The following is a 15964-nucleotide window of genomic DNA, read 5'->3' on the forward strand; positions in this document are numbered from 1 at the left end:
GTCCGTGACGCCGAACTGAAGCCGCTCATCCGGCACATCCTCGAGTCCAACTACCGTGTTTACGGAGCCAGGAAGGTCTGGCGTGAGCTGCACCGGCAGGGCCACGTCGTGGCCCGATGCACCGTCGAACGCCTGATGCGCGAGCTGGGCGTCACCGGAGCCGTCCGCGGGAAGAGGATCATCACCACGGTCCCAGACAGTTCTGTGAAGCGGGCGCCGGACCTGCTGGACCGCAACTTCGTCGCGCCCGCCCCCAACCGCTGCTGGGTTGCCGACTTCACCCACGTCAGCACATGGTCGGGAGTCGTCTACGTCGCCTTCGTCGTCGACACCTTCTCCCGCCGCATCGTCGGCTGGTCCGCCGCTCTGTCGAAAGAGACGCGGCTCGTCCTGGACGCGCTGGACATGGCCCTGTGGCAACGCGACCGTGACGAACAGCCCTACCAGAGCGGCGAGTTGATACATCATTCCGATGCCGGGTCGCAATATGCGAGTTTCCGGCTCGCCGAGCACCTGGACGCCGCCGGCATCGCGGCATCGATCGGCTCGGTCGGCGACGCCTACGACAACGCCCTCATGGAGTCCACGATCGGCCTGTTCAAAACCGAGCTGATCAAGCCTGGACGGCCCTGGCGAAACCTTTCCCAAGTCGAACTCGCCACCGCCGAGTGGATCGACTGGTACTGCCACCGCCGACTCCACGGTGAAATAGGACACGTTCCACCCGCCGAACACGAGACCAACTACTACCTCACCAGCACAAAACCCCAGGCCACAACCACAAGCTGAGATCTCTACCGAACCCGGAACGGTTCACTGCGGCGTATCCCGGCGCGAGTGCGCAGCGGCTTCGCCGTACGGAACGTGCGGACAACGAGTGAGCGCACGCCGACGCCCGTGTGCGCTGCGCACCGTTGAGCGGGCGAGCTGCCCGCCAGCGGTTTCTCCTCGGACCGGCCTGTGGTACGCCGGTCCGAGCGCTGTGTACCGTCGGCCCCGCCCTCCGCGCCCGTCAGAGGGTGGGGCCCTCCCGTCAGGCAACGGAAACCGGGGACTCAGCGCCGCCGAACCAGATACCTCGGACGGGCGCGGCGACGCCCGTCCGCCCCTCAGGAGGGCTGCTCGGGGGCCTTGCCGGTTCCCGGTTCTGCCAGTCGCCGGTGGGCCGCCGCCTTGACCGCGTCAGGCAATACCTTCCCCGCCAGCTCCTGTGCCTTGGTCTTCAACGACCCGGTCACGGCCTTTCCCTCGCCCGTCACGATCGCTTCGAACGCCTGCTCGGCCACTTGTGCCGGATCGTCCTTCTTCATGGTGCCGATCCGCGTGTCGTCCGCCATGCCCGCCCGGTCGAAGAAGGCCGTATCCGTCGGTCCCGGCATAAAGGCAGTCACCGTCACACCGGTGTCCTTCACCTCCTCCGCCAGTGCCTGGGCGAAGGACTGCACGAACGACTTGGACGCGTTGTACACGGGCTGGAAGGAACCGGGCATCGTCGAGGCGACGGACGAGGTGAAGGCGAGCCGGCCCGCTCCTCGCGCCACCATGGCCCGCAGGAGCGGCTTGGCCAGCCGCACGGTCGCGGTGACATTGAGGTCGATGGCCTCTTGGTCGTCGGCGAGATCGGTGTCCACGAAGGCACCGCCCCGGCCCACCCCGGCGTTGAGGACGGCGACGTCGACGGTCAGTCCGTCGAGCGCGTCGAGGAGGCGGAAGCGTCCCTCGCCGGTCCGGAGATCGGCGCGCACCGCGCGGACCTCCGCTCCCGACTCCCGCAGGTCCTGGGCGGCGGACTCCAGCGCTTCGTCCTCGGCGTTCACCACCAAATCGTAGCCGTGGTGCGTGAACTGCCGGGCCAGTTCGTGGCCGATTCCGCTGGACGCGCCGGTGATCAGGGCGAGTGGCCGTGTGTCAGTCATGACGGACGGGTAACCGCCGCGCCCCGTGCCACGCCTTGGGGGGAGGTCGCACGACCGTCACGCGCAGGCTGCGCACGCACGCGGTGAGCGGAAGAGCAGGAAAGAGCCCGTTACCAGCCCTGGCACTCGGGAACACATGTCGCATCAGTTCAACCGCCGCCCCTCGGCCCCCGTGCGGGAGGCGGCACGCCGAAGAAGGGGAGTCCATGACCAAGGCGCGAGACATCATGACCGGCGGAGCCGAATGCGTCGGTGCCGAAGAGACGGTGCTGGACGCGGCCCGCAAGATGAAGGACCTCGGGGTCGGCGCCCTGCCGATCTGCGGCACCAACAACAAGCTGAAGGGTGTCCTGACCGACCGGGACATTGTGGTGAAGGTCCTAGGTGCCAGCAAGGACCCGGCCACCTGTCCGGCCGGGGAACTGGCCCAAGGTGAGGCCGTCACCATCGGAGCCGACGACGACGTGCAGGAGATCCTGCGCACCATGTCCGCGCACAAGGTGCGCCGCCTGCCGGTGATCGACGGGCACGACCTGGTCGGCATGGTCACCCAGGCCGATGTCGCCCGTTCCCTGCCCGACCCCCAGGTCGGTGATCTGCTGCAGGCCCTGTCCACCGACTGACGTCGCCCCCGCCCCGGGCCCCGGCTCCTTGTCCCACACGGCGTGAGACTGCGGGCCGGGGCCCGGGGCACGCAGGTCCGTGTGCGACCCGAGCGGGTGGCGGCGACCAAGGAAGACCCCGATGCTGATGGCCCACCCGACCGTGTTGAAAAGCCTGGTCGAGCAGTACGAGGCGCTGCGTGCGCTGCACGCTGAGAGCGGCGGTGAGGAAGCCCGGCGGCCCCTGGATGACGTCAGCTACACCTTGTGCGTGTCCACCGGTACGCGTGACATCGCCTCCGCCCTCATCGCGGCGCGCCACCAGATGTCTGGGGCCCGGTGGGCGGACGAGACGCCTCTCACGGGCTGAGAGCCCGGTCCGGCCGCGAGCCGTCGACGGGCCGCTCCTGGTCCGGCGGCCTCACGCCGACGTGATCGACGACGGCGAAATCACCCGGTCCCCGATGCGCTCGCCCTTCACGGCTGTAGAAAGCCTCTCGAAACACTTGCACAGGCGTACGAGGACCGTCGTCGGTTACTCACCACCCTTGCGACTCGGGGTGGTGGAGATCGGATTGAACACGGTGCGGCTGGTCGTCGCCGACGGACACGGTGGCGTTCCGCTGCCGGTGCACAGCAGCAAGCGGCGACTGCGGCTCGCGGAGAAGTGCACAGGCGACGGCCGAGTCGCCTCGGACGCCGTGGAACAGCTCGTGGAAACGATCATCGGGATGCGCCGGGAGGCCGCCTACTGGGGAGTGGCCGAACCGCTCGCCGTGGCGAGCTCGAAATAGCTTCCGGCCGGGGACGTACTCCTGACTTCGCCGTTTCCCTGCCGCTCGGTGTCGCCCGCCTGACACGGGAATATCTGGATCAAGACGCCACCCCGACACCCGAACAGCTCCGCCGGGTACGGCGTCACGTCCGTCACGTGCTGCGCGACGTCACCGCCCGGATGCAGTGGGAGGGGCCGCGCACCGCCGTGTCGACCTCACGCACCTTCCACAAGCTCGGCAAGCTGTGCGGGACGGCTACTGGCGGGCAAGGGACTGCGATTCCAGACCAGTTGGACCGGCATGATCTCAAGGCCGGCCTGCGGCGCCTGGCCGAGCTGCCCGCGCCCGCACGGGCCGAACTGCCAGGTATCTTCCCCACACGCACACGCCAGTGCCTGACCGGTGCGATCATCGCGCACACCGCCATGCGGTGCCTCGGCATCGCTCACGTCACCCTCTCTCCATGGGCCGTGCGAGAAGGCGTCCTGCTCACCCAACTGCAGGAACGACGCGTCCCGCGCGAGCGTCTCGGCGAAAAGCCGGCACCACTTGGTGAGGCACGAGCCGGTCGCTTCCCCACCGGGGTCGGCTGAATGACGCGGCATCCCGGCGCTTCGCATCACCGAGAGGTCACAGGCGACCGGGAGCGAACATCAGCAGATCAACGTTCGAGCGGTGCCATCGGGCGGGCCCGCCGTCAAGGCCGTTCGGCCACCGCAACGCGGGCAACTCGTTCCGGCTTTCATCGGCTGGGACGTGCGAACGGCCAATAACAGGAGGGGACGATCATGCCTGCAGGCTCCGGTCCCCAGTGGATGCGTCAGTACGAGCACATCAAGGACGGCGCCGAGGACCGCGGGGCGTCGAAGGGCCGGGCCAAGGAAATCGCCGCCCGGACCGTGAACAAGGAGCGTGCACAGTCGGGCGAGGCGAAGTCCGCCAGCCGTAGCTCCACGAAGGGCAAGTCACCGTCGCAACGCGGCGGCGAGAAGTCCGGTTCCTCGCGCGGCGGAGGCTCAGGCGGTGGCACGACGGGGAAGCAACTGTACCAAGAGGCGAAGAAGAAGGGCGTCGAGAGCAGGTCCACAATGAACAAGGACCAGCCGGCCAAGGCCCTCGGCCGGAACTGACCCGGCCCCAGGGCCCCTTTCAGCTGCGGCGCCGAAAGCCTGCGTCCACGGGAGGACGCCCGCTGACGCCGGCGACCAACTGGGCGCACACGTCCCGGATTTTGACGTTGCGGTGCTGGGAGGCGGAACGCAGGATGCGGAACGCCTCGTCGGCGGTGCAGCGGCGCTGGCCCATGATGATTCCGAGCGCTTGGTCGATGACGCTGCGCGACCGCATGGCGGTCTGCATCTGGTCGGCGAACTCCTGAGCATCACTGATCCGCTGGGACAGGGCGATGCCCTCGGTCGCCTGGGCGGCCAGGGCGCGCAGAGCCGCGAGGTCGACTCCGGCGAACGCGTCGGGCGGCTCAGCGTAGAGGTTGAGCGCGCCCGCGGTGTCCGTGTGCGGGGCGATCGGCAGGGAGAGGGAGGAGCGGACACCGCAGGAGGCGGCATAGGCGGGATAGTCGCCCCACCGGGTCTCCTCCAGCATGTCGCCGACGGCGATCTCCTTACCGCTGCGCAGGGCCTGAAGGCAGGGGCCGTCGTCCTGACCGTACTGTTTCTCGTCGAGCTTGGGGGCCGCGATTCCCGCGCTGACCACCGTGAGGGGCCGACCGTCCCGCTCCAGCGTCACTCCGACGCCTTCGCAGGGAACCAGTTCCAGGGCGGTGTCGGCCAGGGTCTGGAGGAAGTCCTCCACGGACTCGGTTTCCAGCAGCCACCGGGTGATGTGGCCGCTGTCGTACGGGCCCTCGGCGTTCATCTGGTATCCCTTCGCGGTGATCCGGGAGCTGAGCCTCGGTCGCAGGTCGGCCGTTCGCTGTGTCACCAGGGCCGACGGACTCCAGATCCGCAAGGGACTCCGGTGCGGCCACCGACCGGCATGGGTCATGGCCGTAGGACATTGCCTTCGCATTCTCACGCTACTCCCCCGTCACCACCCCTCCCGGTGGCGGCTACTCACACGGCGGCGCCCTGGCTCCCAGGGCCGTGCCATGCGCAGCACAGCACGGTGGCGTCGTCGTCCAGCACGCCGTCGTGATAGTCGAGGACCGCGTGGACCAGGCGGCGCAGGGTTTCGGGAAGCGACACCTCGTCAGCGTGGTGGCGCACGAGAAAGTCGACGAAGCGGTCGAGTCCGAACATCCGTCCCCTGGCGTCGCGGGCTTCGGTGATGCCGTCGGTGTGGAACAGCAGCCGGTCACCGGGTTCCAACTGCTCCCGGCAGACGGTGGGAGTCAGGCCGAGATCGGTACCCAGAGGATGCGTGGGCGGACACTTCGGGATGGTGGTCCAGCGGCCGCCCCGGATCAGCACCGGCGGCGGGTGACCGTAGTTGACCCAGCTCAGATATCCGGTGCCGACGTCGAGGTCGGCGATGACGCCGGTGGCGTAGCGGTCACGGTGGAACTGCTCCATGAGCGCCGCTTCGATGGCGGTGCCGGTCTCGGCGAGGCCGGCGCCCCGACGGCGGTGGCTGCGGCAGGTGGCGACGGCCAGGTTCGCCGTCAGCCCTGCGGCCGTGTCGTGTCCCATGGCGTCGAACAGAGCCACATGGACGGTTTGCCCGGCCAGCGCGTAGTCGAAGGCGTCACCTGCCGTCTCGTAGGCCGGTTCCATGGCCGCGGCGATCGTCACCGTGCCGTTGGAGAACACCTGCGGCGGCATCAAGGTCCACTGCATTTCGGCCGAGGGGCTCATGGGCCGGGTGCGGGTCAGCCGGGCGTAGGAGTCGCTGTAGGCGCGCTTGGACACGAGCAGCAGGCCCAGCAGGGAGGCCAGATCCTCCCTCGCCTTCCCGCCCGCTCCCCGGTCGACACGGCATCCACCCGCAGGACGCCCAGACGCTCGGTGCCGTCCAGTACCGGCACCCAGTGCCGTCCTCGGCCGTCGGACACGGCACCGCCCATACCCTGCTGGAAGGCCCTGCCAGCGAGGGTGGCGTCGATGCGCAGCTCCTCGCCGCCGTGCCCGGCGTCCAGACCGCGGCCGGTCAGTTCACGCAGCACTCCTTGCTGCAGGTCGGCCAGGAAGATACCGACCCTGCCCAGGCCCGCCCGGTCGGCGTAGACGGCCACCAGGGTGGGCAGGTCCTCGAACGCCGACAGGTGACTGGCCCGGATCAGGGCGGTCAGCACGCGGGCCGGGTCCTCGTACACCGCCACGGTCGATTCCCCTCGCGAGGGGACTGCCCGCGTCCGTCCGTCACCCACGTCGAGAGGGGCCTGGGCCTGCTGGTGGCTGATGAAGACGGGAAGCCCGGAACACACTGTCGCCGTCAGCCTACTGCAGCCGGCAGCGCATACCTGGTGAGGACAGCTGACACCTGTTCCCGAGGCCGGCCTTCAAGAACTGAGGCCCGTCGTCATGCGCGCCTTCGCGTTCGGGCGGTTTCCCCGCCGTCATTCGGTGTTACGCGTCAAGGGTCGGGGCCCATTCGGAGTCCCACTGCCACCGCACCTACTGGAGACTCGCATGAACGCTGCTGTCCGGGACATGCTCGCCGCTTACCCCGCCGACCTGGGCGGTGTGGATCGTGACAAGCTCGCCCACTGCATCGAGGAGTGCGTCGCCTGCGCTCAGGCGTGCACGGCGTGCGCGGACGCCTGCCTGTCGGAGGAGATGGTCGCCGAACTGACCACGTGCATCAGGACCGACGCCGACTGCGCCGACGTCTGCGCCGCGACGGCCGCCGTCCTATCCCGCCACAAGGGTTACGACGCCAACGTCACCCGGGCCGTCCTCACGGCGTGCGCCACCGTCTGCAAAGCCTGCGGTGACGAGTGCGCGAGCCACGCCGAGCGGCACGAGCACTGCCTCGTCTGCGCCGAGGCGTGCCGCCGCTGCGAGGAGGCGTGCAACGACCTGCTTGCCTCCCTCGGCTGACGCCCGCGCGGCCGAGCCGGGCCCCACGGGGTCGACGTTTCCCGCATAGCCGGACGGTTGCTGCCTGGGGACGCACGCACAACGAATCAAGGTTCCTCCAAGCCCGGCACGAGAAGATGGCCGCCTTCCGGGCCGTCGGGGCGGAATGCCGGAAGCCCGCCAGCGTGCTGACCCACCGGGATGGAGTCGACGTCGGTGTCCCGACCGGCGCTAGAGGCTGGTCAGGATCTGCGGGCCAAGGTTCTTGATCATGGTGTTGGTCCAGCGCATCTGCCGCAGGGTCTGCGGGTGGCAGTGCGCGGTGAGGGTGAGGAGCCGGTCGTCCCGGGTGGCTTGGGCGGCCTGGGCGAGCATTTCCCAGTACAGGGAGTTCTCGGTGGCTCCCACGTGCAGGTCACGCAGGTCGCGCAGCAGGAGCAGACCGGGCTCGGGTCGGCGTCCCACGGCCTCCGCCGCCTTCTCCCGGAGCATCGTCAGGACGCCTGGGTCGGATACGTCGGGAGATTCGTCGAGGTTCAGGCCGTAGTGGCGGCCCGTGTCGGCCAGTCGTTGGACGTGTTCACGGGACCAGAGGGCCAGATCGGTGGCGACGTGGTGGATCTCGTGCTCGGTGCGGTGGCGCTCCGCCACCGTGGTCAGGTGTTCGGCGAGGTGCTTCTCGCCGTGGTGCAGCGCGCGCAGGACCATGGTGACGCCGTTCACCGGGTGCCCTCCTCACGGCCGTGCCACGTGGCCTCGGCGGACTGCGTGACTTGCGCGGTGGGTCCGCCCTGCGTCGGGGGGACGTCGGCCTTGCCGGTCACTGACGGCGCGGAGGCGGTGGTGGTGGGCGCGGGGGCGGTCCGGCCGTCGCCGCGTGCGACGAGGGTGAGGGCCGCAGCGGCGGTCTTGAACAGCGGCTGCTTGGAGGCCGGGTCCCAGTCGGTGATGGTCGTCTCGTTGGCGGCGCGCCCCGGTGTGTTCTCGTCCGGGCCGTGACCGGCCGGGGTGTCCCAGTAGCCGTAGTGGAACGGCACGAACAGCAGTCCCGGGCGGATGTCCGTGACACGCAGCCGTCCCCGCAGAGTGCCGCGCGGCGTGGAGACCTCCACCAGGTCGCCCTCGTGCAGATCCCGCTCGGCCGCGTCGGCCGCGGACACCTCCACCCAGACGTCGGGGGCGGCGGTGTTCAGCTGCGGGGCGCGCCCGGTCTTGGTGCGGGTGTGGAAGTGGTAGAGCGTCCGGCCGGTGGTCAGCTGGAACGGGTGCTCCTCGTCGGGCATCTCGTGGAGCGGCAGGTAGGCGGCCGCTTTGATCATGGCCTTGCCGTCCGGGTTGAGGGAGCGGTATTCCACCACGCTGTCCGAGGCGCCGGTGACGAGGTCCTTGCCGTAGGTCTCGCACACGTCGGGGTGCGCCCAGGTGATGCCGTCGGTGTAGAGGCGTTCCGTCCCCTGCGGGGCGTGCTCGTTGCACGGCCACTGGATGCCGGAAGGACCGCGCAGCTTGCCGTAGGTGAGACCGGTGTAGTCACATGGCCGGCCCGCGCTGCACCGCTTCCACGCCTCGAAGGCCGACTCCGGGTCGTGCCAGTGGACCAGCGGACCGCCGTCCTTGTCGCGGAAGTTCATGCGGGCGGCGTAGTGGAGGAAGATGTCCAGGTCCGGTTTTGCCTCGCCCGGTGGGTCGACGGCCTTCTCGGACAGGTGCACGGTGCGGTCGGCGTTGGTGAACGTGCCGGTCTTCTCGCCCCACGTCGCGGCGGGCAGCACCACGTCGGCCAGTCGGGCGGTCTCGGTCAGGAACAGGTCCTGCACCACGACGAACAGCCGTTCTTGAGACAGGATCGATCGGATGCGGGGCAGTTCCGGCAGGGAGACGGCGGGGTTGGTGCCACTGATCCACAGCATGCGGATCGAGCCTTGCTCGGCGTAGCGGAACATCTGCATCGCGTGGGTGGGGGGCGCGTAGTGCGGGATCTGCTTCGGTTCGACGTTCCACACCTTCGCCAGGTCCGCCACGTGCTGGTCGTTCTGCCAGTTCCGGAAGCCCGGCAGGTCACCGTTGGCGCCGCACTCCCGGGTGTTCTGGGCTGTGGGCTGCCCGTTCATTTGCAGGATGCCCGCTCCCGGCCGGCCGAGCATGCCGAGGAGCAGGTGGATGTTGTTGATCTGCACGGCGGCGGCGGTGGCCTGGTGGGACTGGTAGACGCCCTGCAGCACCGTCGACAGCAGACGGTCGGCCGAACCGAGGATCTCCGCCGCCTCCTCGATGCGCGCGGCCGGCACGTCACAGATCTCGGCGGCCCACGCGGGTGTGCATTCCTCGACCCGGGCTTCCAGCTCCTCGAAGCCGACGGTGCGAGCTGCGACGTAGTCGTGGTCGACCCGGCCGGTGCGGATGATCTCGTGCAGCAGCGCGTTGAGCAGCGCGAGGTTCGTCCCGATGCGCGGGGCCAGGTGCACGGCGGCCCTGCGTGCCACCTGAGTCGGCCGGGGGTCCACACAGATCAGGCGGGGCGGGTCGTCTCCGTCGAGCCGGTCGAGGATGCGCATCCACTGCACCGGCTGGGTCTCGGCCAGATTGTGTCCGAAGAGGGCGATGACGTCCGCGTGGTCGATGTCGTCGTAGTTGCCGGGCTGGCCGTCGCAGCCGAAGGTCTCCTTGAGCGCCTCCGCGGCCGTCGAGGTGCACAGCCTGGTGTTGCCGTCCAGGTGATTCGTCCCGATTCCCGCCCGGGCCAGCACCGCCAGTGTGTAGTACTCCTCGAGGAACAGCTGGCCGGACGTGTAGAAACCGATCGAGCTCGGGCCCTTGTCGTCCAGGAGTTCCTGGGACCGGGAAACGATCCGCTCCATCGCGGTCGCCCAGTCGGTCTCGACCAGACGGCCGTCCTGGCGGACGAGGGGCCGACGCAGCCGGTCCGCGGAGGCGTTGGCCTGCCAGCCGAAGAGGTCCTTCGGCCCGAGACGGCCGTGGTTGACCCGGTCCTGCGCGCGGCCCCGGACTCCCACCATGCGGCCGTCCATGACCGCGATGTCCATCGCGTCACCATCGGAGTGCAGGATCGAGGCGGCCCGCACCCAGCGCTGCACGTCGCCCGGTGCGACGCCCTCCGCGAGGTGCGTGTCCACCCGTACCGGCCACGCCTCGTGCCGCCCGTACGGAGTGCGACTGCCCCACGGTTGCGCGATGCGGTCCACCGAAACGTCCATGCCCCAGCTCCTCCATTGCATCCGGCGCCGGCCTCCAGCCGCATCATCGGTACCCGGCACCATTCGTGTGTAACGCCGCGCGCAGGGCTCTCGACATTCCCCTCGACTGCAACCGGAGGGGCGACAGTCGCCGACCGGGGCGATCGCAGGGCGGTCTTCCCATCACTTGCCGGCGGAGAATGTCGAATGTCGCCATACCGGGCTGCGTCGTCGCTCGCTCCGGTGACAGGCCGGTGCCGACGCGGTCGGCGGCACCCGGGACCAGGGAACGGCGAACGAGTAACCTCGGGCCCGATCGTCCGGGAACGTCTTCGGTCAACCGTCGTCAGTCCCGCGCCACCACACGGAGCGTCCTGACCGAAGGGTCGGCCGCGTCCGGGATCAGGACCCCGTGCTCGACACCGCTGCGCAGGTAGTCCAACACCTCGTCGGTGATGACTTCACCGGGAGCGACGACGGGCACCCCCGGCGGGTACGGGCTGATCGTCTCCGCGGCGATCCGTCCCGCCGCGCGCTCGGCGGGCACGTGCTCCACCGGGGCGAAGAACGCCTCCCGCGGCAGCATCGCCTGCTCCAGTTCCAGGGCCGAGGGCTCGGGCAGGTGCACCGGCGGCTGCTTCTCGATGGAGCCGGCGCCCTCGACGAGCGCGCGCAGGGCGTCCAGCAGGACCTTCTCGGTCTCGTCGTCGTCGGCATGCGTGATGGACGCGCTGATCCGGCAGGTGTCGGAGCCGCCAATGTCCACATGCCGGTTCGCCCGCAGCCACTCGGCCGCCTGCGTGCCGCTGATGCCCAGCTCCCGTACGTCGATCACCATCTTCAGCGGGTCGAACGCGGCGGCGAACCCCTCTTCGACGACCTCTCCGCCCATGGGCCGTAGACCGGGCAGATCACCGACGGCCGACCGGATGCGCTCCGCACGGTGCAGCGCGGCGTCCAGGAGGTCGTGTCCGTGTTCGACCATCTGACGGCGCCAGCCGTCGAGAGTCGCGTAGACCAGGGAGGAGGCGCTGGTGGTGCCCAGCAGGTCCTCCCGCTGCTTGAGGGCCTCCGGTGACACCCGGTCGTACTGGAGGTGGAAGACGGAGCTCTGCTCGATGGCCCCGCCCATCTTGTGGACGCTGGTGACCACCAGGTCGGCCTCGGCGTCCATGCCCCAGGCCGGCAGTTCGGGATGGAACGGAAGGTGGGCCCCCCACGCCTCGTCGACGATCAGCGGGACGTCGAACTCGTGGCAGACCCGGGCCACGCCCGCCACGTCCGCACAGGTGCCCCAGTCGGTGGGAGTGATCAGCAGCATTCCCTTGGCGTCCGGGTGCTCCTGAAGGCGGCGCCGGACGTCCTCGGGCTCCGGCGGGTGCGCCAGGTGCCGTTCGGCATCGAACTTCGGATGCACCCAGATCGGCTCCACACCGTTGACGACGACGGCCGCGATCACCGACTTGTGCGCGTTGCGGGACAGCAGGAGCTTCTCGCCGGGACCGGCCACGGCCAGCATGGCGGTCTTGACCGACAGGGAGCTGCCACAGGTGGAGAAGAACGCCTGTTCGGCCCCTACCGCGTCGGCCATCAGTTCCTGGGCCTGACCGAGCACGCCCTGGGACTGGCGGCGGTCGTCCAGTCCGTTGAGGGACAGTACGTCCGACCGGAACACGTCGAGCCCGACGATGTCTGCCACCCGCGGGTCCACGCCTCGGCCCTGCTTGTGCCCCGGCGGGCCGAAGACCACGTCCCCACGACGCCGGAACTCCTCGAGCGCCTCCAGCACGGGTACCCGCGAGTGATCCATCGTTCCTCCCAACGGTCGTCCTCCGCCCGGCCGTTTCCGGCACGGCGACTTCGCTCTGCGTCGTCCGAGCGCGCACCGGACGTGTTGCACCGATGTCCCGGATCGAAACCCGGAGGTGTTACGACGCCCGGTTGACGGCACCCGGTGGTGCAGGACGCGAAGACCGACGACCGCACCTTGATCCGAGGAGGCCAGGTGACCCGTATGCCGTCCGGCGGCGATGTGCATGCCGACGTCCACGACAGGCTGCGCGCGGAGGTGGCGGAACGGGCAGACCAGTTGTGGGAGACAGCCCTCGAGCTGCATGCCCACCCCGAGCACGCCTTCTCCGAGCACCGGGCCGCGGCGCTGCTGACGGACGCGCTGGAGAGGGCCGGTTTCGAGGTCGAGCGCGGGACGGCCGGGATGCCCACCGCGTTCACCGCCCGCTCGGGCCACGGCCGCCCCGCCGTGGCACTGCTGCTGGAGTACGACGCCCTGCCGGGACTCGGCCACGCCTGCGGGCACAACCTCATCGCAGCCGCCGGTCTGGGCGCGGCACTCGCACTGAACGCGGTGCTGGACGCCTCAGACGGACGCGTCATGGCGGTCGGAACGCCGGCCGAGGAGGGCGGGGGCGGAAAGGCCCTGGAGGTGGAGGCCGGCGTGTTCGACGACGTCGACGCCGCGCTGATGTTCCACCCCGGCGTGTACGACTGGACGCGGGCCCCGCTGACCGCCCAGGTGCAGTACCGGGTGGCCTTCCACGGCCGCGCCGCGCACCCCACCGGCAACCCGACCGAGGGCGTCGACGCCCTCCTGGCGTTGGTCGAGCTGTTCAACGTGCTGACCGCCCTGGGCAAGCGTCTGCCGGCGGCCTCCCACATCCAGGGAATCGTCACCGACGGGGGCAGGGCCACCAACATCGTCCCGGAGTACGCGGAGGGCCTGTTCGGCCTGCGGGCGGCGACGAACGAGGAGTTGGAGGATCTGACCGGGCAGTTGCGCACCGCCGCCGAGAGCGTCGCCCACGCCACGGGCACCCGGGCCGAGGTGGAACGGGCCACGCCCCGCTACGAGCACTTCCGTGACAGCGGCCCGCTGTCCGAGACGTTCGCCGGACACCTGTCCGGGGCGGGGATCGAACTCACCCCGCCCGAGCCGGGCGTCTACCTGGGATCGTCGGACATCGGCAACGTCAGTACACACGTGCCCGCCATCCATCCCTTCGTCGCCATCATGAACGATGGATCCGACCACACCCCCGAGTTCGCCACGGCAGCCGCCTCCCCGCGGGCCCGCGACGTGCTCGTCGCCGTCACCGGTGCGCTGGCCTGCACGGCCGCGGACCTGCTCCTCGACGCCGACCTGCGCGAGAAGGCGTGGAAACTGCACCGCGAGGCGGGACACTGAGCCATGTCCGCCACAGCCGTCTTCACCGAGCCCCTCGCCGACCCCTTCCTTACCTGCCCCCACATATCTCGGCTCCGGGCGCGTGCGCCCGATGTTCGTGCAGATACCGACCGCGTCCTTGATCGACCGTTCCGCGCTGACTCCCGTCAGAGTTACACCTGGTTGCCGGGTGTGCTGCGCGAACGTTTCGACGGCATAAGCCTGCACCATCACGTAGGGCAGGCCGCGCACGCAGTCAGGCCCCGTCCGTCTTCCAGTCGACGGCGTGGAACCGCGGGTCAGCGGCCCAGGGCGTTCTCCAACTGCTTCTTACTCATCGAGGAGCGGCCCTGGATACCGCGCTTCTTGGCCTCTTCGTACAACTGGTCCTTGGTGGGGCCCTGCGCGCCGCTGTGTGAGCGCTGCCCGCCGCGCTGGGATGCCGACTTGGGGTCGCGCGTCGAGGTCTTGCCGGCGCTCTTCGACTCGCCCGACCTGGCCCGCTCCTTGTTGACCGTCCGTGCGGCGATCTCCTTGGCGCGCTTCGACGATGCGCCGCGGTCCTCGGCGCCCTCCTTGATGTGTTCGTACTGGCGCTCACGCTTGGAGCTCGATCCGGCCGGCATTGCGTATCTCCCTTCTCGGGTGGATCGGTGACTGCGACAGGTCGCCGGGAGGGTTACGGGTGCTCGGTCTGCTGGTCCGGCGGCACTCCGCCGCCTTCTCCGCCGCCCTTGTCGCCCTTGTCGCCCTTGTCCGTGCCGTGGGCGCTGCGGCCCTTCGCCTCCATCTCGCGGGCCTTGTTCTCGCCGCTCTGCTGGGGCGTGCCGCCGCCCTTCTGACTGCGTCGCTGTTCTGGCTGCTGTGGATTGGACATGTGTGAGCACCTGTCTCGTTTCGGAAATTTGCTCTGGGCGACGGGTTCCCCTGAGGAGCCACCCGAAGCATGCGGCCGTCATGCGGTCAACCCGCGTCGTGGTGCACCGCGTCGTGGTGAAGGACCAGGAGAGCGATGTCGTCGGCACGCTGCCCGTCCGTGCCGGCTTTGTTGAGCAGGTGGTCGATGAGCAGGTCGAGGTCCCGTTCGTCGGCCTGGGCGAGATGGTGCGCGAGACCGGCGATGGCGACGTCGAGATCGATCCCCGGTTTCTCGATGAGGCCGTCGGTGTAGAAGACCAGCATCGAGCCCGGGGTGAGGGTGATCTCGGTCAGGGAGAAAACGGCCTCGGGGTCGATTCCCAGAAGGGGGCCGGGCGAGACGTTGGCGGGACCGGTGTCGCCGTCGGCCAGGCGCAGTAGGGGTGGCGGGTGGCCGGCGCTGGCCAGCGTCACGCGTCGGCAGGCAAAGTCGAGGCGGGCGTAGAGGCAGCTGGTGAAGAGGTCGGGGGCAAGGTCGGCGAGGAGCCGGTTGGTTCTGGCGAGGATCTGGTCGGGGGATGTGCCGACGGTCGCGTGGGCGTAGATGCCGGTGCGGACCTGGCCCATCACGGCGGCGGCGGTGACGTTGTGCCCTTGAACGTCGCCGATGACGGCCGCGGCGGCGGTGTCGCCGAGCCGGATCAGGTCGTAGAAGTCACCGCCGATGGCCATGCCCCGGGTCGCGGGGAGGTAGCGGGCGGCGACGCGCAGACCGGCGATCTCGGGAAGGGCGCGAGGAAGCACCGCCTGCTGGAGGCCCCGTGCGCAAGTTCGCGCTTGGTGTCGTAGAGGCGGGCGCGGTCGAGCGCCTGGGCGATGAGACCGGCGAGTGAGGTCATGACGGCGCGTTCCTCGGCCGGGAACGCGCGGGGGTGGTCGTAGGACAGGATGCAGCAGCCGACGGGCCGACCGGAAATGATCAGGGGAAGGAAGGCCCATGCCTGTTTTCCGCTGACCTGAGGGGCCGCGGGGTACAGCCGGCGCATCTCCTCAGGATCGGAGAAGAACGCGGGGATTCCGCTGCTGAGGGCGCGCCCGGCCGGGGTGAAGTCGGTATCGACGGACAGACCGTCGAGGCGCTCGATGATCTGGGGGTCGTAGCCGCGGTATCCGGTGATCCGCAGCCGGCCGGCCTCCGCTGTGGACAGGACCAGGTCCCGGGCGCCGAAGGCGGGCATGACCTGTTCGGCGACCAGGGCGACGACATCCTGTACTCCGACGACCTCGGTCAGTCCGGCGGCCAGGTGGGTGAGCTGGTAGAGCCTGCCCGCGCGGGCCGGAGCAGCCGGGCGCGCGGAGTGGCTCGACGCCGGTTCGGGCGGGGGCTGTGCACCGCTGGGGACAATACGGATGCTGATTCCGCTGGCGTCCGGGTAGAGGTGGAACTCCACCCCGAAGTT

General features: G+C 69.6%; 19 protein-coding genes. 8 read left to right on the forward strand and 11 right to left on the reverse strand.

Annotated features, from left to right (window positions below):
- Window positions 1–789 (forward strand): IS3 family transposase (locus ACH4VX_RS34705; protein ID WP_398373213.1); only part of this gene is annotated, 789 nt, incomplete at its 5' end.
- A 320-nt stretch (window positions 790–1109) separates the two neighbouring features.
- Here ACH4VX_RS34705 and ACH4VX_RS34710 read toward each other — a convergent pair.
- Window positions 1110–1916: an SDR family NAD(P)-dependent oxidoreductase gene (locus ACH4VX_RS34710; protein ID WP_398373215.1), complete on the reverse strand. Its 807-nt coding sequence runs from the start codon at window positions 1914–1916 to the stop codon at window positions 1110–1112.
- A gap of 206 nt (window positions 1917–2122) precedes the next feature.
- Between ACH4VX_RS34710 and ACH4VX_RS34715 the strand changes: the two genes are divergently transcribed.
- The 5 genes from ACH4VX_RS34715 (at window position 2123) to ACH4VX_RS34735 (ending at window position 4424) form a co-directional block, all read left to right on the forward strand.
- A complete protein-coding gene (locus ACH4VX_RS34715; protein ID WP_398373216.1) occupies window positions 2123–2539 on the forward strand; it encodes a CBS domain-containing protein in 417 nt (138 codons plus the stop codon).
- Window positions 2540–2660: 121 nt separating this feature from the next.
- On the forward strand, window positions 2661–2888 hold the full coding sequence (locus ACH4VX_RS34720) for a DUF5133 domain-containing protein (protein WP_398373218.1): 228 nt from the start codon (window positions 2661–2663) through the stop codon (window positions 2886–2888).
- A gap of 193 nt (window positions 2889–3081) precedes the next feature.
- Complete coding sequence (locus ACH4VX_RS34725) at window positions 3082–3312, forward strand: hypothetical protein (RefSeq protein ID WP_398373266.1); 231 nt, start codon at window positions 3082–3084, stop codon at window positions 3310–3312.
- 38 nt (window positions 3313–3350) lie between these two features.
- Complete coding sequence (locus tag ACH4VX_RS34730; protein WP_398373259.1) at window positions 3351–3887, forward strand: hypothetical protein; 537 nt, start codon at window positions 3351–3353, stop codon at window positions 3885–3887.
- 195 nt (window positions 3888–4082) lie between these two features.
- Window positions 4083–4424 carry a plasmid stabilization protein gene (locus tag ACH4VX_RS34735; RefSeq protein ID WP_398373219.1) on the forward strand — a complete coding sequence of 114 codons (342 nt, stop codon included), beginning with the start codon at window positions 4083–4085 and terminating at the stop codon, window positions 4422–4424.
- A 19-nt stretch (window positions 4425–4443) separates the two neighbouring features.
- On the opposite strand, the gene ACH4VX_RS34740 is transcribed toward ACH4VX_RS34735, so the two are convergent.
- The 3 genes from ACH4VX_RS34740 to ACH4VX_RS34750 form a co-directional block, all read right to left on the reverse strand.
- Window positions 4444–5169 carry an ANTAR domain-containing protein gene (locus ACH4VX_RS34740; protein WP_398373261.1) on the reverse strand — a complete coding sequence of 242 codons (726 nt, stop codon included), beginning with the start codon at window positions 5167–5169 and terminating at the stop codon, window positions 4444–4446.
- A gap of 197 nt (window positions 5170–5366) precedes the next feature.
- A complete protein-coding gene (locus tag ACH4VX_RS34745; protein ID WP_398373220.1) occupies window positions 5367–6161 on the reverse strand; it encodes a PP2C family protein-serine/threonine phosphatase in 795 nt (264 codons plus the stop codon).
- Window positions 6122–6571, reverse strand: coding sequence for a hypothetical protein (locus ACH4VX_RS34750; RefSeq protein ID WP_398373221.1), 450 nt, complete (start codon window positions 6569–6571; stop codon window positions 6122–6124). The genes ACH4VX_RS34745 and ACH4VX_RS34750 overlap by 40 nt, the downstream gene beginning before the upstream one ends.
- Before the next feature lie 310 nt (window positions 6572–6881).
- Between ACH4VX_RS34750 and ACH4VX_RS34755 the strand changes: the two genes are divergently transcribed.
- A complete protein-coding gene (locus tag ACH4VX_RS34755; RefSeq protein WP_398373223.1) occupies window positions 6882–7292 on the forward strand; it encodes a four-helix bundle copper-binding protein in 411 nt (136 codons plus the stop codon).
- Between the two features lie 210 nt (window positions 7293–7502).
- Here ACH4VX_RS34755 and ACH4VX_RS34760 read toward each other — a convergent pair whose 3' ends face one another.
- From ACH4VX_RS34760 to ACH4VX_RS34770, 3 genes are all read right to left on the reverse strand, one after another.
- Window positions 7503–7994 carry a hypothetical protein gene (locus ACH4VX_RS34760; RefSeq protein WP_398373225.1) on the reverse strand — a complete coding sequence of 164 codons (492 nt, stop codon included), beginning with the start codon at window positions 7992–7994 and terminating at the stop codon, window positions 7503–7505.
- Window positions 7991–10486, reverse strand: coding sequence for a molybdopterin oxidoreductase family protein (locus ACH4VX_RS34765; RefSeq protein WP_398373226.1), 2496 nt, complete (start codon window positions 10484–10486; stop codon window positions 7991–7993). The genes ACH4VX_RS34760 and ACH4VX_RS34765 overlap by 4 nt, the downstream gene beginning before the upstream one ends.
- A gap of 325 nt (window positions 10487–10811) precedes the next feature.
- Window positions 10812–12275, reverse strand: a complete 1464-nt coding sequence (locus ACH4VX_RS34770; RefSeq protein ID WP_398373228.1) for an aminotransferase class I/II-fold pyridoxal phosphate-dependent enzyme — start codon at window positions 12273–12275, stop codon at window positions 10812–10814.
- Window positions 12276–12479: 204 nt separating this feature from the next.
- On the opposite strand from ACH4VX_RS34770, the gene ACH4VX_RS34775 reads away from it, so the two are divergent.
- Complete coding sequence (locus ACH4VX_RS34775; RefSeq protein ID WP_398373263.1) at window positions 12480–13667, forward strand: amidohydrolase; 1188 nt, start codon at window positions 12480–12482, stop codon at window positions 13665–13667.
- 278 nt (window positions 13668–13945) lie between these two features.
- Here the strand turns inward: ACH4VX_RS34775 and ACH4VX_RS34780 are convergent, their stop codons facing one another.
- The 4 genes from ACH4VX_RS34780 to ACH4VX_RS34795 form a co-directional block, all read right to left on the reverse strand.
- On the reverse strand, window positions 13946–14272 hold the full coding sequence (locus ACH4VX_RS34780) for a plasmid stabilization protein (protein WP_398373229.1): 327 nt from the start codon (window positions 14270–14272) through the stop codon (window positions 13946–13948).
- Between the two features lie 53 nt (window positions 14273–14325).
- Window positions 14326–14523 carry a hypothetical protein gene (locus tag ACH4VX_RS34785; protein ID WP_398373230.1) on the reverse strand — a complete coding sequence of 66 codons (198 nt, stop codon included), beginning with the start codon at window positions 14521–14523 and terminating at the stop codon, window positions 14326–14328.
- Between the two features lie 86 nt (window positions 14524–14609).
- Window positions 14610–15236 carry a PP2C family protein-serine/threonine phosphatase gene (locus tag ACH4VX_RS34790; RefSeq protein ID WP_398373231.1) on the reverse strand — a complete coding sequence of 209 codons (627 nt, stop codon included), beginning with the start codon at window positions 15234–15236 and terminating at the stop codon, window positions 14610–14612.
- Complete coding sequence (locus tag ACH4VX_RS34795; RefSeq protein WP_398373233.1) at window positions 15206–15955, reverse strand: GAF domain-containing protein; 750 nt, start codon at window positions 15953–15955, stop codon at window positions 15206–15208. The genes ACH4VX_RS34790 and ACH4VX_RS34795 overlap by 31 nt, the downstream gene beginning before the upstream one ends.
- Window positions 15956–15964: the final 9 nt, after the last annotated feature.

The organism is Streptomyces sp. NPDC020731, assembly GCF_044334705.1.
Taxonomy (GTDB): Bacteria; Actinomycetota; Actinomycetes; order Streptomycetales; family Streptomycetaceae; genus Streptomyces.